10 protein-coding genes are annotated in these 14,837 nt (G+C 68.7%); 3 read left to right on the top strand and 7 right to left on the bottom strand.

Going from position 1 to position 14,837, the window contains the following annotated elements:
- Nucleotides 1-25: 25 nt before the first annotated feature.
- Entirely contained in the window at nt 26-1,723 is a 1,698-nt protein-coding gene (gene ybaL, locus N788_RS11055) for a YbaL family putative K(+) efflux transporter (protein WP_034225053.1), read from the top strand.
- Nucleotides 1,724-1,812: 89 nt separating this feature from the next.
- On the opposite strand, the gene clpB is transcribed toward ybaL, so the two are convergent.
- The 3 genes from clpB to rluD form a co-directional block, all read right to left on the bottom strand.
- Nucleotides 1,813-4,392 (bottom strand): ATP-dependent chaperone ClpB, encoded by a 2,580-nt coding sequence (clpB, locus tag N788_RS11060; RefSeq protein ID WP_034225058.1) that lies wholly within the window; start codon nt 4,390-4,392, stop codon nt 1,813-1,815.
- Nucleotides 4,393-4,499: 107 nt separating this feature from the next.
- Complete coding sequence (pgeF, locus tag N788_RS11065) at nt 4,500-5,255, bottom strand: peptidoglycan editing factor PgeF (RefSeq protein ID WP_034225062.1); 756 nt, start codon at nt 5,253-5,255, stop codon at nt 4,500-4,502.
- A 2-nt stretch (nt 5,256-5,257) separates the two neighbouring features.
- Nucleotides 5,258-6,253: a 23S rRNA pseudouridine(1911/1915/1917) synthase RluD gene (gene rluD / locus N788_RS11070; RefSeq protein WP_034225064.1), complete on the bottom strand. Its 996-nt coding sequence runs from the start codon at nt 6,251-6,253 to the stop codon at nt 5,258-5,260.
- A gap of 112 nt (nt 6,254-6,365) precedes the next feature.
- Between rluD and N788_RS11075 the strand changes: the two genes are divergently transcribed.
- Nucleotides 6,366-7,202, top strand: coding sequence for an outer membrane protein assembly factor BamD (locus tag N788_RS11075; RefSeq protein WP_051924593.1), 837 nt, complete (start codon nt 6,366-6,368; stop codon nt 7,200-7,202).
- Between the two features lie 99 nt (nt 7,203-7,301).
- Here N788_RS11075 and N788_RS11080 read toward each other — a convergent pair whose 3' ends face one another.
- The 4 genes from N788_RS11080 to sucC form a co-directional block, all read right to left on the bottom strand.
- Nucleotides 7,302-8,936, bottom strand: coding sequence for an NAD+ synthase (locus N788_RS11080; RefSeq protein WP_034225067.1), 1,635 nt, complete (start codon nt 8,934-8,936; stop codon nt 7,302-7,304).
- A 25-nt stretch (nt 8,937-8,961) separates the two neighbouring features.
- Nucleotides 8,962-10,905, bottom strand: coding sequence for an acyltransferase family protein (locus tag N788_RS11085; RefSeq protein ID WP_160171925.1), 1,944 nt, complete (start codon nt 10,903-10,905; stop codon nt 8,962-8,964).
- Nucleotides 10,906-11,011: 106 nt separating this feature from the next.
- Entirely contained in the window at nt 11,012-11,887 is an 876-nt protein-coding gene (gene sucD / locus N788_RS11090; protein ID WP_034225070.1) for a succinate--CoA ligase subunit alpha, read from the bottom strand.
- An 18-nt stretch (nt 11,888-11,905) separates the two neighbouring features.
- Complete coding sequence (sucC, locus tag N788_RS11095; RefSeq protein ID WP_034225072.1) at nt 11,906-13,066, bottom strand: ADP-forming succinate--CoA ligase subunit beta; 1,161 nt, start codon at nt 13,064-13,066, stop codon at nt 11,906-11,908.
- Nucleotides 13,067-13,181: 115 nt separating this feature from the next.
- On the opposite strand from sucC, the gene N788_RS11100 reads away from it, so the two are divergent.
- On the top strand, nt 13,182-14,816 hold the full coding sequence (locus N788_RS11100) for a sensor histidine kinase (RefSeq protein WP_051924595.1): 1,635 nt from the start codon (nt 13,182-13,184) through the stop codon (nt 14,814-14,816).
- Nucleotides 14,817-14,837 lie beyond the last annotated feature (21 nt).

Below are 14,837 nucleotides of genomic sequence, written 5' to 3' on the forward strand. Positions count from 1 at the left end.
TCAGTCCCCCCGGCGAGGACCCCGCATGCCCCACGACACGCCCCTGATCGCCCTGCTGGCCATGGGCCTGGTACTGGCCTTCCTGCTGGGCACCCTGGCCCACCGGCTGCGGCTGTCGCCGATCGTGGGCTACCTGGTGGCCGGCATCCTGGTCGGACCGTTCACGCCCGGCTTCATCGCCGACCCGGCGCTGGCGATGGAGCTGTCGGAAATCGGCGTCATCCTGCTGATGTTCGGCGTCGGCCTGCATTTTTCGGTCGAAGACCTGCTGGAAGTGAAGGCGATCGCCATCCCCGGCGCCATCGTCCAGATTTCGGCCGCCACCGTGATGGGCTGGGGCCTGGCCTGGTTCCTGGGCTGGCCGCACCTGCACGGCATCGTCTTCGGCCTGGCCCTGTCGGTGGCCAGCACCGTGGTGCTGCTGCGCGCCATGGAGGACCGGCGCCTGCTCGAAACCCGGCGCGGCAAGATCGCGGTGGGCTGGCTGATCGTCGAGGACCTGGTCATGGTCGGCGCCCTGGTGCTGCTGCCGGCCCTGGCCGAAGCGCTGGGCGCCGGCGACGGCGAACGGGTCGGCGCCGGCAGCGTGCTCTCGTCGCTGGGCTGGACCTTCCTGAAGGTCAGCGCCTTCGTCGCGGTGATGATGGTGGTCGGCAAGCGCGCGATCCCCTGGATGCTCGAACGCGTGGCCGGTTTCGGCTCGCGCGAACTGTTCACCCTGTCGGTGCTGGCGATCGCCCTGGGCGTGGCCTTCGGTTCGGCCAAGCTGTTCGGCGTGTCCTTCGCGCTGGGGGCGTTCTTCGCGGGCATGCTGCTCAACGGCGACCTTAGCCACAAGGCCGCCTCCGACTCGCTGCCGCTGCGCGACGCCTTCGCGGTGCTGTTCTTCGTTTCGGTCGGCATGCTCTTCGACCCCATGATCCTGGTCGAGCATCCGATCCCGGTGGTCGCCACCTTCCTGATCATCGTGGTCGGCAAGTCGGCCGCCGCCTACCTGATCGTCCGCGCCTTCAAGCACCCCAGCGACACCGCGCTGACGATTTCCGCCAGCCTGGCCCAGATCGGCGAGTTCTCCTTCATCCTGGCGGCACTGGGCGTGTCGCTGGGCATCCTGTCCGAAGAAGGCCGCGACCTGGTGCTGGCCGGCTCGCTGCTGTCGATCATCGCCAACCCGCTGATCTTCGGCTGGCTGGACCTGTGGCAGGCACGTCGCCAGGAAAACGCGGCGGCGGCCGGCGAACCCGTCCCGGAGCCCTCGCGCCCCGTGCACGCCGGCCCGCCGCTGCCGGAAGGCGAGCACGCGATCCTGGTCGGCTTCGGCCGCGTCGGCAGCGAAATCGCCCGCCTGCTGCGCGAGCGCGAGGTGCCGCTGGTGGTGATAGACGACGACATGGACCTGGTGCAAAAGGCCCGCGACGACGGCTTCCCCGCGATCCGCGGCAATGCCGCCAACGTCCGCGTGCTCGACGAGGCCGCGCCGGACAGGGCCAGCCTGATGGTGCTGGCCATCCCGCAGGCGCTGGAGGCCGGCGAAGTGATCGCCCGCCTGCGCGAGATGAACCCGCAGATGACCATCCTGGCCCGCGCCCACAGCGACGGCGAAGTCCGGCACCTGCTCAAGCACGGTGCCGACGGCGCGGTGCTGGCCGAAAAGGAACTGGCCCACTCGATGGCCGAGATGGCGCTGTCGGCGCCGCCGTTCCGCAAACACCGCGCGATCTGATGAACCTGTAGGAGCGCCTTCAGGCGCGAATCTTTTGGCTTTGCCCTTGGCAAAGAAGTGATTCGCGCCTGAAGGCGCTCCTACAAAAGCTAGCGCGTGAAGGTGATGGCGCCGGACTCGGCGCTCACCCGCACCGTATCGCCCTGGGCGAACTCGCCGGCGAGGATCTTCTGGGCCAGCGGGTTTTCCAGCTGCTGCTGGATCGCCCGCTTGAGCGGCCGGGCGCCGTAGACCGGGTCGAAGCCCACGTTGCCCAGCAGGGCCAGCGCCGAGTCGTCGATTTCCAGGGCGATCTGCCGCTCCGCCAGGCGCTTGGACAGGTAGGCGGTCTGGATGCGGGCGATAGCCTGGATCTGGTCGCGACCCAGCGGATGGAAGACCACGATCTCGTCGAGCCGGTTGATGAACTCGGGCCGGAAGTGCGACTGCACCACGCCCATCACCGCGGCCTTCATCTGCACGTAGGCCGCGTCGCCTTCGCCGCTGAGCTCCTGGATGTGCTGGCTGCCCAGGTTCGAGGTCATCACGATGACGGTGTTGCGGAAATCCACGGTGCGGCCCTGGCCATCGGTGAGGCGGCCGTCGTCGAGCACCTGCAGCAGGATGTTGAACACGTCCGGATGCGCCTTCTCGACCTCGTCGAGCAGCAGCACGCTGTAGGGCCGGCGACGCACGGCCTCGGTGAGGTAACCACCTTCCTCGTAGCCGACGTAACCCGGGGGCGCGCCGATCAGGCGGGCCACGGAGTGCTTCTCCATGAACTCGCTCATGTCGATGCGCACCATCGCGTCCTCGGTGTCGAACAGGAAACCGGCCAGCGCCTTGCACAGCTCGGTCTTGCCGACGCCGGTGGGCCCGAGGAACAGGAAGCTGCCATTGGGCCGGTTCGGGTCGGACAGGCCGGCGCGGCTGCGGCGGATGGCGTCGGACACGGCCTTCACCGCCTCGTGCTGGCCGACCACGCGGGCGTGCAGCGCGTCCTCCATCTTCAGAAGCTTCTCGCGCTCGCCTTCGAGCATCTTGCTGACCGGGATGCCCGTCCAGCGCGCCACCACCTGGGCGATCTCCTCGGCGGTGACCTTGTCCTGCAACAGCTGGAAACCCTGGGTCTCGACCTCCTGCGCGGCCGCCAGCTGCTTCTCCAGCGCCGGGATGCGGCCGTACTGGAGTTCACTGGCCTTGGCGAAGTCCTGGTGCCGGTGCGCGGCATCGAGTTCGAGCCGCGCCTGCTCGAGTTGTTCCTTGAGCCTGGTGGCGCCGGTCAGCGTGGCCTTCTCGGCCTTCCAGATTTCCTCGAGGTCGTTGAATTCGCGTCCGAGCGTGCCGATTTCCTCCTCGAGGTCGGCCAGCCGCTGCCTGGACTCCTTGTCCTTCTCTTTCTTCAGCGCCTCGCGCTGGATCTTGAGCTGGATCAGGCGCCGTTCCTTGCGGTCCATTTCCTCGGGCTTGGAGTCGATTTCCATGCGGATGCGCGACGCCGCCTCGTCCATCAGGTCGATGGCCTTGTCCGGCAGCTGGCGGTCGGCGATGTAGCGGTTCGACAGCGTGGCCGCGGCGACGATGGCCGGGTCGGTGATCTCGACGCCGTGGTGCACGGCGTAGCGCTCCTTGAGCCCACGCAGGATGGCGATGGTGTCCTCGACCGAGGGTTCGCCGACGAAAACCTTCTGGAAGCGGCGCTCGAGCGCGGCGTCCTTTTCGACGTACTTGCGGTATTCGTCGAGCGTGGTCGCGCCGATGCAGTGCAGTTCGCCGCGCGCCAGGGCCGGCTTGAGCATGTTGCCGGCGTCCATCGAGCCTTCGGCCTTGCCGGCGCCGACCATCGTGTGCAGTTCGTCGATGAACAGGATCACCTGCCCTTCCTGCTTGGACAGGTCGTTGAGCACGCCCTTGAGCCGCTCCTCGAACTCGCCGCGGAACTTGGCGCCGGCGATCAGCGCGCCCATGTCCAGGCTGAGCACGCGGCGTCCGCGCAGGCCCTCGGGCACCTCGCCGTTGACGATGCGCTGGGCCAGGCCTTCGACGATGGCGGTCTTGCCCACGCCCGGCTCGCCGATGAGCACCGGGTTGTTCTTGGTGCGCCGCTGCAGCACCTGGATGGTGCGGCGGATTTCCTCGTCGCGGCCGATCACCGGATCGAGCTTGCCGGACTCGGCCCGCGCGGTCAGGTCGATGGTGTATTTCTCCAAGGCCTGGCGGTTTTCCTCGGCGTTGGCGTCGTCCACCTTCTCGCCGCCGCGCAGGCCCTCGATGGCCTTTTCAATCGCGTCTTTGCGCGCGCCGGCGGCCTTGAGCGCCTGGCCGGCCTCGCCCTTGTCGTCCAGGCAGGCCAGCACGAACAGCTCGCTGGCGATGAAGGCATCGCCGCGCTGCTGGGCCAGCTTGTCGGACAGGTTGAGCAGTCGCGAGAGGTCGTTGCCGACCGACAGGTTGCCTTCCTGGCCGGAAACCTTGGGCAGCTTGTCCAGGGCTTCGGCCAGCCGCTGGCGCAGGGCCGAGGTATTGACGCCAGCCTGGGCCAGCATCGGCTTGGTGCTGCCGCCGGACTGGTCGAGCAGCGCCAGCAGGACGTGCGCGGGTTCGATCAGGTTGTGGTCGCGGCCGACGGCCAGCGACTGGGCGTCGCTCAGGGCCTGCTGGAAGCGCGAGGTCAGTTTGTCCATCCGCATGGAAAGTTCCTTTGCATCGGGGGGTGGCGATTGGCCACCCGATGGCTCCGAAATGGCGGCCGCGGCGCCGGTATTCAAGGCACGAACGCGGACCGGACAGCCGGAAGTCAGTTCCTGTCGAACCAGGCCAGCGTGGCCATGCGGCCGCTGCGGCCGTCGCGGCGATGCGAATAAAAGCGTGCCGGGTCTGCGATCGTGCACAGGCCACCGCCGTGGATAGCGTGCACGCCGGCCGCCGCCAGGCGCCGGCGCGCCAGGGCGTACAAATCAACGTGCCAGTGGCCCGGGCGCGTGGGCACGAAGGCGGCCCCGGCCCCGGCGTCGCGCGTGACGAAGGCCTCCCGGACTTCGGCGCCGATCTCGTAGCGCCCGGGGCCGGCCGCAGGACCCAGCCAAACCCGCAGGCGCGACGGCGGCGTCGCCATGGCGCCGACCGTGGCTTCCAGCACGCCGGCGGCGAGGCCGCGCCAGCCGGCGTGGGCGGCGGCGATTTCGCTGCCGTCGTCGGCGGCGAAAACTACGGGCAGGCAGTCGGCCGTGAGGATGGCCAGCACCGTGCCCGCATCGGAGGTCACGCTGGCATCGGCTTCGGCGCCCTCCCCCGGCGGCGGACCCGGGCGGGGCCGGGCGACCGCGACGCCGTGCACCTGCCGGAGCCAGCACGGCTCGCCCGGCAGGTCCAGCCAGGCACGCAGGCGCCGGCGGTTCTCATGCACGGCCGCGGGCGCGTCCCCGCTGTTCGTGCCGAGGTTGAGCCGGTCGAAGGGCGGCTGGGAAACGCCGTCGCCGCCACGCAGGCTGGTAACGACACGCACGCCGGGAGGAGCCGGCCAGTCGGCGTCGAGCCAGGCCGAGGCCGGCATCGTCAGCCCTTGAAGGCCACGGTGTCGTCGCGAAGATCGTCGACCACCGCCTGCATGTCGGGCGGCATCCCGACTTCGTTGGACACCGTCTCGCCGCTGGCCGGGTGCTTGAAGCTGAGCTTCTCGGCATGCAGGGCCTGGCGCCTGAAACCGTGCAGGCGTGCCACCAGGGCTTCGGTGGCGGCCTTGGGCAGGCGGAAGGCGCCGCCATAGAGCGGGTCGCCGACGATCGGGTGGCGCACATGGGCCATGTGCACGCGGATCTGGTGGGTGCGGCCGGTTTCAAGCCGGCACTCGACCAGGGTGTGGGCGCGGAATTTCTCGCGCAGGCGGTAATGGGTGATGGCCTCGCGGCCGTTTTCCTTCACCACGGCCATGCGCACCCGGTCGGTGGGATGCCGGCCGATGGGCGCGTTGACGGTGTTGCCGGCGACCATGCTGCCCTGCACCACCGCCAGGTACTGGCGATGCACTTCCCGGCCCGAGAGCTGTTCCACCAGCGAGGTGTGGGCGCGCAGGGTGCGTGCGACCACCATCAGGCCGGAGGTGTCCTTGTCGAGGCGATGCACGATGCCGGCGCGCGGGAGCTCGGCCATCCGCGGATCGAAGTGCAGCAGGGCATTGACCAGGGTGCCGCGGGGATTGCCGGCGCCGGGGTGCACCACCAGGCCGGCGGGCTTGTTGACCACCAGCACGTCCTCGTCCTGGTACACCAGGTCCAGGGCGATGGCTTCGGGCAGGGCGTGGGTTTCCACTTCCAGGCGCACCGAGACCGTGACCGGCTCGCCGCCACGCACGGCTTCCTTGGGTTTGACCAGCCGGCCGTCGAGCAGGGCATCGCCGGACTTGACCCATTCGGTCAGCCGCGACCGGGAGAAATCCGGGAACAGCTCGGCCAGCACCTGGTCGAACCGGCGGCCTGCGGCCTCCAGGGGAATGCTGGCCTCGAGCAGCTCGCGCTCGTTTTCGTCGTTTTCGGGGGTCTGGTCGGGGGACATGCGGGTTCCTGGGGCCGGCGGGAAGGGTCGGCCCCGGTTCATGGAGGCGACAGCGGGCTTTCCGGTATTATCCCTGAACTTGCTGTCCGCAGCGTCCGAACCTGTTCCCCTGATGACCCGACCGACCGGCCTGATCCGTATTTCCGCCCTTTTGGTGATGATGCTCGCCCTCACCGGCTGCAAGACCGTCGGTGGCTGGTTCGACGGCGACAAGGAAAAACCCACCGAATCCCTGCCGGTCGAAGAGATGTACCGGGTCGGCCAGGATTCGATGAACCGCAACAACTGGAACCGCGCGGAGCTCTACTTCCAGCGCCTGGTTGCGCGCTTCCCCTACGGTGCCTACAGCGAACAGGCCCAGCTCGAGCTGGCCTACGTCCTGTACAAGCAGAGCAAGAACGAAGAAGCGACCTCGGCCGTCGACCGCTTCATCCGGACCTACCCGACCCACCGGCACATTGATTACGCCTATTACCTCAAGGCGCTGATCAACTTCGACCAGGGCCGGGCCACCCTGCTGCGCATCGCCAGGCAGGACATGGCCAAGCGCGACCTGGGTGCACCGACGCAATCGCTCAACGACTTCGCGGAAGTACTGCGCCGCTATCCCAACAGCCGCTACGCCGCGGATTCGCGCCAGCGCATGATCTACCTGCGCAACCTGCTGGCGCGGCACGAGATCCAGGTCGGCCTGTACTACCTGCAGCGCGACGCCTACGTGGCCGCGGCCAACCGCGGCAAGTACATCCTGCAGACCTACCCGCGCAGCGAGCACGAAGGCGATGCCCTGGCCCTGATGGCCTCGGCCTACACCGAGCTGGGCCAGGACGACCTGGCCGCCGACACCCGCAAGGTGCTCGAAGCCAACTATCCGGACCATGACTACCTGGACGGCAACTGGCCGGACGGGCAGGGTTTCTTCAGCAAGATCAACCCGTTCTCGGACTGATCCGGGACCGTGTAGGAGCGCCTTCAGGCGCGAATCTTTTGACTTTGCCCTTGGCAAAGAAGAGATTCGCGCCTGAAGGCGCTCCTACATCCAAGGGGTCTAGTCGCGCCAGCGTGAGCTGATCGGGTAGCGGCGCTCGCGGCCGAACGCCCGGTGCGACACCTTCGGGCCCGGCGCCGACTGGCGGCGTTTCCACTCGTTGACGCGCACCAGGCGCAGCACGCGCTCCACGGTGCCGGCGTCGAAGCCTTCGGCGACGATCTCGTCCGGCGATAATTCCTGGTCGACGTAGCGCAGCAAGATGCCGTCGAGCACGTCGTAGGGCGGCAGGGAGTCCTGGTCGGTCTGGTTGTCGCGCAGTTCGGCCGAGGGCGGGCGCGTGATCACCTGCTCCGGGATAACCCGCGACCGGGCGTTGCGCCAGTGGCAGAGCGCCGTCACTTCGGTCTTGTACAGGTCCTTGATCGGCGCGAAGCCGCCGCACATGTCGCCGTAGATGGTCGCGTAGCCAACCGCGTATTCGCTCTTGTTGCCGGTGGTGAGCAGCAGGCCGCCGAACTTGTTCGACAGCGCCATCAACAAGGCGCCGCGGCAGCGCGACTGCAGGTTTTCCTCGGCCACGCCGGGCTCCTGGCCTTCGAACAGCGGTGCCAGCGCCTCCAGGAAACCTTCGAACGGGGCCTTGATCGGCAGGGTTTCCAGGCGGATGCCCAGCAGCCTGGCCTGTTCGTCGGCCAGGTCGTTGCTCAGGCCGGAGGTGTAGCGCGAAGGCAGGCGCACGGCGGTGACCTTGTCGGCGCCCAGCGCATCCACGGCCAGCGCCGCCACCAGGCCCGAATCGATGCCGCCCGAGAGCCCCAGCCAGACCGAGTCGAAACCGTTCTTGCCGCAATAGTCGCGGATGCCGCGGACCACGGCGCGCCAGGCCTGGGACTGCCAGGATTCGTCGTCCTCGGTCGCCCAGTGCACGCGGCTGAAGCGACCGCTGTCGGCGTCGAAATCGGCCACCAGCCAATGGTCGGCGAAGGCTTCGGCGGCATCGTGCAGGCTGCCGTCGGCGTCCACCAGCACCGAGGCGCCGTCAAAGACCAGCTCGTCCTGGCCGCCGACCACGTTCAGGTAGGCCAGGCCGACGCCGGTTTCCTGCACCCGCATTTCCAGCAAGCGGTCGCGCTTGGCGGTCTTGCCGCGTTCGAAGGGCGAGGCATTGGGCACCAGCACCAGCTTCGCCCCCAGGGCCGCGGTGTCGGCCAGCGGCTCGGCGAACCACAGGTCCTCGCAGATCACCAGGCCCACCGGCACGCCCTTGACCTCGAAGCAGCAGGCGCCGCCGTCCGGGTCGACGTCGAAGTACCGGCGTTCGTCGAACACGGCGTAGTTGGGAAGTTCGCGCTTGCGGTAGGTCAGCGCCACCTTGCCGTCGCGCAGCACGCTGGCGGCGTTGTAGACGATCGACCCGGCCGCCTGCGGCCAGCCGACCACCGCGACGATGCCGCGGCAAGCCTTGGCGAGCCCGGCCAGGGCTTCCTCGCAGGCCTGCAGGAAGGCCGGCCGGTGCACCAGGTCCTCGGGCGGGTAGCCGCTGAGCGCCAGCTCGGGGAACAGCACGATGTCGGCCCCGTGCACGTCCCGGGCTTCGGCGACCCAGGCCGCCATGCGCGCGGCGTTGCCGGCGACGTCGCCCACGGGGAAGTCGAACTGGGCCAGGGCGATGCGGAGGGTCGGGCTGGACATGGGCACCACCGTTGCGAACTGCGGCCTATTCTACGACGCCTTCGGGCCCGTCCTTGCCGTCGGCCAGGGCGTGTTCGAGGCGTCGTGCGAACGCCGGCGCCAGGTCCATCACGTAACCGGCGTTGAGATGCTGGTCGTCCCGGAAAGTGATGTGGCCACGCACCAAGCCGTCGCAGCGACCGTCCGGACAGACCAGGTCGTTCATCTCGACCAGGCCCGTGCCCGGCACCGAGGCCACCGCCGCGCGCAGCGAATCCACCGCGCCGCCGGGCCGCGGCTCGGCCAGGGGCTCCGTGCACGCAGGCGCCACCAGCACGCCGTCCTGCAACCGGCCCTGGGCAATCAGGCAAATCGGATTGTGGTAGCCCAGCAGGGGCGTCGGGGCGATGACCGCCACCGGACGGCCGGGCGCACCCAGGGCGAGGAGCATGCGCCGCGTGCCCTCGCGCCATTGTTCGGCGCTGAAGGGATAACGACTCGACCCGATCACCACCAGCGCCGGCTTGCGCGCCTGCACGTATTGCACCGCGGCCTTGCGCCATTGTTCGCAGACGGTGAAACGCTGGTTGATCCGCTCGTAGAAATACGGCTCGTCGACGATCGGACAGGCCGACTTGGTCAGCACCACCACCTTCAGGCCGCGCTGCCTGGCGACCTGTTCGATCGCCGGCAGCCATTGGGCACCGACGCTGTCGCCGATGAACACCAGCACCCCGCTGGCGTCGTCCGGCCCCGCGAGCTCACAGGGCACCAGCTCCGCCGAGTAGTACCAGCGGTCGCACTCGGGACGGCCCTGGATGGACGGCACGAAGATCCGCGAGCGCACCAGCGCGTCGATTTCGGCGCGGGCGTGTTCCTGCTGCCCGCGCAGCGGCCAGGCGGCCAGCTGCAGCAGGCCCGCGACGACCAGGCAAGCCAGTACGGCCAGGCCCACCGCCCGGCGCGGATGTTCGCGCCGGCGCCGGAACGGTTGCTCGACGTACGCATAGCTGGCCAGGCTGACCAGCAGCGACGCCAGCACCAGGCCCAGGCCCAGCCAGGGGCCGGGTGTTCCCAGGCCCATCGCCGGAAGGAACAGCAGGAACGGCCAATGCCACAGGTACCAGCTGTAGGAAACCTTGCCCGGCAGGCGCAGCGCCCGTGATCCCAGCACCGACGCCACCCGGCCCTGCGGCCCGCAGGTGGCCAGCAACAGGCAGGCCGCGCCCAGCGTCGGCAGCAGCGCATCCAGGCCCGGATAGGGACGGGTGCCGTCGATCCACCACATCGCCGCGCCCAGCAGCAGCACGCCGATGACCCCGAACACATCGGGCGAATGCCGCCAGCCGTCCTGGCGGCTGGCATATCGATAGGCCAGGCCACCCAGGGCCAGCTGCCAGAGCCGCGACGGCATCAGGTAGTACGCCGCGTTCGCGTCCCAGGCCAGGATTGCCAGGCTGGCGGCGAACCCCAGCAGGGACAGTCCCGCCAGCCAGCGCATGCCCGTGCCGCCCAGGCGCCACGCCACCACGACGACCAGCGGCCAGAGCAGGTAGAACTGTTCTTCCACGCCCAGCGACCAGGTGTGCAGGAACAGGCTGTCGTTGGCCGCCGCGCCGAAATAGTCGAAGCCGGCGAAGGCGAAATACAGGTTCGACGACCACAGCACCGCCCAGAACGCCGACGCCAGGTGCACGTCCAGCGCCGCCGCCGGCAGTCGCCACAGGGCCAGGCCGGCCACGACGACGATCATCAGCAGGGCGGCGGGCGCCAGCCGGCGGGCGCGGCGGGCGAAGAAGGCCCAGTAGTCGACCCGGCCGGTCGCGTCCAGTTCCTGGGTCAGCAGGCCGGTGATGAGGAAGCCGGAAATGACGAAGAACACATCCACGCCGATGAAGCCGGCGGACAGGCCCGGCACGCCGGCGTGGGCCAGCACCACGAGCCCGATCGCAACGCCGCGCAACCCTTCGATGCCTGGATTGAACTTCACCCTGCCCCCTTCCCTTGCCCCGGACACAACAAGGGCCGCACATGGCGGCCCTTGCTGGACTGCGTCACCCGGAGCTTACTGCATGCCCCGGGGATGGCTGCCGGGATTACTTCTTGAGCTTGGCGGCGATCGCCGCGCCCAGGTCGCCCGGCGACTTGACCGTGGTGACGCCGGCCTTTTCCAGGGCCTCGAACTTGCCGGCCGCGGTGCCCTTGCCGCCGGAGGCGATGGCGCCGGCATGGCCCATGCGCTTGCCGGCCGGTGCCGAGGCACCGGCGATGAAGCCGACCACGGGCTTGGTGACGTATTCGGCGATGAACTCGGCCGCTTCTTCCTCGGCGGTGCCGCCGATCTCGCCGACCAGGATGATGCCCTCGGTCTGCGGGTCGTCCTGGAACAGCTTCAGGGCGTCGATGAAGTTGGTGCCGTTGATCGGGTCGCCGCCGATGCCGATGCAGGTGGACTGGCCCAGGCCGGCGTCGGTGGTCTGCTTCACGGCTTCATAGGTGAGCGTGCCCGAACGCGAGACGATGCCGACCTTGCCCGGCATGTGGATGTGGCCCGGCATGATGCCGATCTTGCACTCGCCCGGGGTGATCACGCCGGGGCAGTTGGGGCCGACCAGCACGACGTCGTCGTAACTGGCCAGGGCGTTCTTGACCCGCAGCATGTCCAGCACCGGGATGCCTTCGGTGATGCAGACGATGACCCGGATGCCGGCGTCGGCCGCTTCCAGGATGGCGTCGGCCGCGAACGGCGGCGGCACGTAGATGACCGAGGCGTCGGCGCCGGTTTCATCGACGGCTTCGCGCACGGTATTGAAGACCGGCAGGCCGATATGGGTGCTGCCACCCTTGCCCGGGGTGACGCCGCCGACGACCTTGGTGCCGTAGTCGAGCATCTGCTCGGCGTGGAAGGTGCCCTGCTGGCCGGTGAAGCCCTGGACGATGACCTTGGTGTTCTTGTTGACCAAAACGCTCATGGATAGATGTCCTTGGGATCAGGCGGCGGCCGCGACGGCCTTCTTGGCACCGTCGTTGATGTCGTCGGCGGGCTGGATGGCCAGGCCGGAGTTCTTGAGGATCTCCTTGCCCTTGTCCACGTTGGTGCCTTCCAGGCGCACGATGACCGGCACCTTGACGTCCACTTCCTTGACCGCGGCGATGATGCCTTCGGCGATCATGTCGCAGCGCACGATGCCGCCGAAGATGTTGACGAAGATCGCCTTCACGTCCGGGTCGCGCAGGATCAGCTTGAAGGCTTCGGTGACGCGCTCCTTGTTGGCGCCGCCGCCGACGTCGAGGAAGTTCGCCGGCTCGCCGCCGTTGAGCTTGATCACGTCCATCGTGGCCATGGCCAGGCCGGCGCCGTTGACCATGCAGCCGATGTTGCCGTCCATGGTGACGTAGTTGAGGTCATGCTGGCTGGCCAGCACCTCGGTCTCGTCTTCCTGGCGGATGTCGCGCATGGCGGTCAGTTCCGGGTGGCGGAAGCTGGCGCTGTCGTCGGAGTTGATCTTGCCGTCGAGCACGGCCAGGTCGCCGTTTTCCAGGATCGCCAGCGGGTTGAGTTCGACCAGGGCCAGGTCCTTCTCGTTGAACAGCTTGTACAGGCCCAGCATGATCTTGCTCAGCTGGTTCACCTGCTTGGCCGTCAGGCCCAGGCTGAAGCCCAGCTCGCGGCACTGGTAGGGCTGCAGGCCCTGCACGTAGTTCACGTGCAGCGACTTGATGGCGTCGGGATTGGTTTCGGCGACCTTCTCGATCTCGACGCCGCCTTCGGCCGAGGCGATGAAGGTGATCGAGCGCGTGGCGCGGTCGACCAGCACCGACAGGTAGAGTTCCTTGGCGATGTCGGTGGCCTGGGTGACCAGCACGCAGTCGACCGGCAGTTCGACGCCGGCGGTCTGGTAGGTGGCCATCTTGGTGCCGAGCATGGCTTCGGCGTACTTGCGCACGTCTTCAAGGGTCTTGGCCAGCTTGACGCCGCCGGCCTTGCCGCGGCCGCCGGCGTGGATCTGCGCCTTGACGACCCAGAAGTTGCCGCCGATGGCCTTGGCCGCGTCAACGGCCTCATCGGGGGTACGCGCAACGCGGCCGGCCGGGACGGCGATGCCGTAGTCACCGAACAGCTGCTTGGCCTGGTATTCGTGGAAGTTCATGCCGATACCTGTATGGGAAGGGGGTCGCGAACGGGGGCGGTATTGTCGCCGACCCGGCCACCCCAACGCAAAAGCGACTGCGCTTGACAGCCGGCCGCGAGGCATACTGGGCGCCATGGCCCCCGCCTCCCGCAAATCGCCCGGCCCCAGCCCCCAGCGCCGCGAGCTCTATTTCTTCAGCCTCTGGCGAATGCTGGAGGCGTCCCTGCTGGCCCTGGTCGCGTTCAGCCCGGCCGGGGAATACCTGCTGCAGGTCCGCCAGCCGGCGCTGCTGCAGTCGGTGGTGGTGCTGTACCTGGTGGCCGCGGTCACCTTGCTGGTGGCCGGCTACCGCAGCGACCTGCCGCCGTCGCGGCAGGCGGCGATCGGCCTGGGCATCGACCTCGCGGTGGCCGCGGCGGTATTCACCACCACCTCGGGCAGCCAGGGCGGCGTGGCGCTGCTGCTCCTGTTCAACATCGGCGCCGGCGCGCTCATCCTGCCCCAGCGCGCGGGCCTGGGTTTCGCCCTGGCGGCCTGCCTGGTGGTGCTGCTCGACAGCCTCTACACCCGCACGGTGGACCTCGCCAATGCCCGGCCGCTGGCCGAGTCGGTGATGTTCTCGGTGACCTACCTGGCGACGGCGGTGTTGTGCGAACTGCTCAGCCGGCAGGTGCTCGAATCGCAGGCCCTGGCCGAACAGCGCGGCGAGGAACTGGCCAACCAGGCCGAGATCAACGAACTGGTGATCCGGCGCATGCGCACCGGCATCCTGGTGGTGGACGGCGAACACCGGGTCAAGGTGTGCAACGAAGCCGCCTGGGGGCTGCTGGGCAAACCGTCCCCCGACCGCCGCCAGCTGGCCGACATCGCCATGGGCCTGCACCGGGCTCTGCTGGCCTGGCGCCAGGGCCGTGGCGAGATCCCCAAGGCCATGACCCTGGGCGACGGCACGCCGGAGGTATTGCCGCGCTTCGTCTCGCTGAGCCTCACCGACAACCTGTTCCTGATCTTCCTCGACGACAGCCGCCTGTACTCGAACCGGGCCGAGGAACTGACCCTGGCGACCCTGGGCCGGCTGTCGGCCTCGATCGCCCACGAGATCCGCAACCCGCTGGCGGCGATCATGTATTCGGTGCAGCTGCTGGAGGAAACCGCCGAACTCCCCGAGGCGGACCAGCGCCTGCTCGAGATCATCCACACCCAGTGCCAGCGCATGAACGGCATCGTCCAGGACATCCTGGGCCTGGCCCGGCGCGAGCGCAGCCAGCCCGAGTCGATCGACATCAGCCGGTTCGCCCGCCGTTTCGTCGACGAGTACCGGGCCAGCCATCCGCTGGAAACCGACGTGCTGCAGTCGGTCAGCGAGCGCAGCGTGCTGGCCATGGCCGACCCGCGCCACCTGCACCAGGTACTGACCATCCTGGTGCAGAACGCCCTGACCTACGGCCGCATGCCCGGCGAACCGGCCAAGGTGACCGTGGCCGTGCGCAGCGCCCCGCCGGGCGCGCCGCCCGAACTGAACGTCATCGACCGCGGCCCCGGCATCCCGGCCCCGGTGGCGTCCCAGATATTCACCCCGTTCTATACGACCAGCGAGCACGGCACCGGACTGGGCCTGTACATCGCACAGCAGCTTTGCGAGGCCAACCAGTGCAGCCTGAGCTACCAGCCGGTGCCTGGCGGCGGCAGCTGCTTCCGCATCATCCTGCCGCCCGGCATGACGCTGATGCAGGACGATGCCAGCCCCGGACGGCTAAATCTGGCCTGAACGGCTTGGCTTGGGCTAATG

Origin of the sequence: Arenimonas donghaensis DSM 18148 = HO3-R19 (assembly GCF_000743535.1) — a bacterium.
Classification (GTDB): domain Bacteria; phylum Pseudomonadota; class Gammaproteobacteria; order Xanthomonadales; family Xanthomonadaceae; genus Arenimonas; species Arenimonas donghaensis.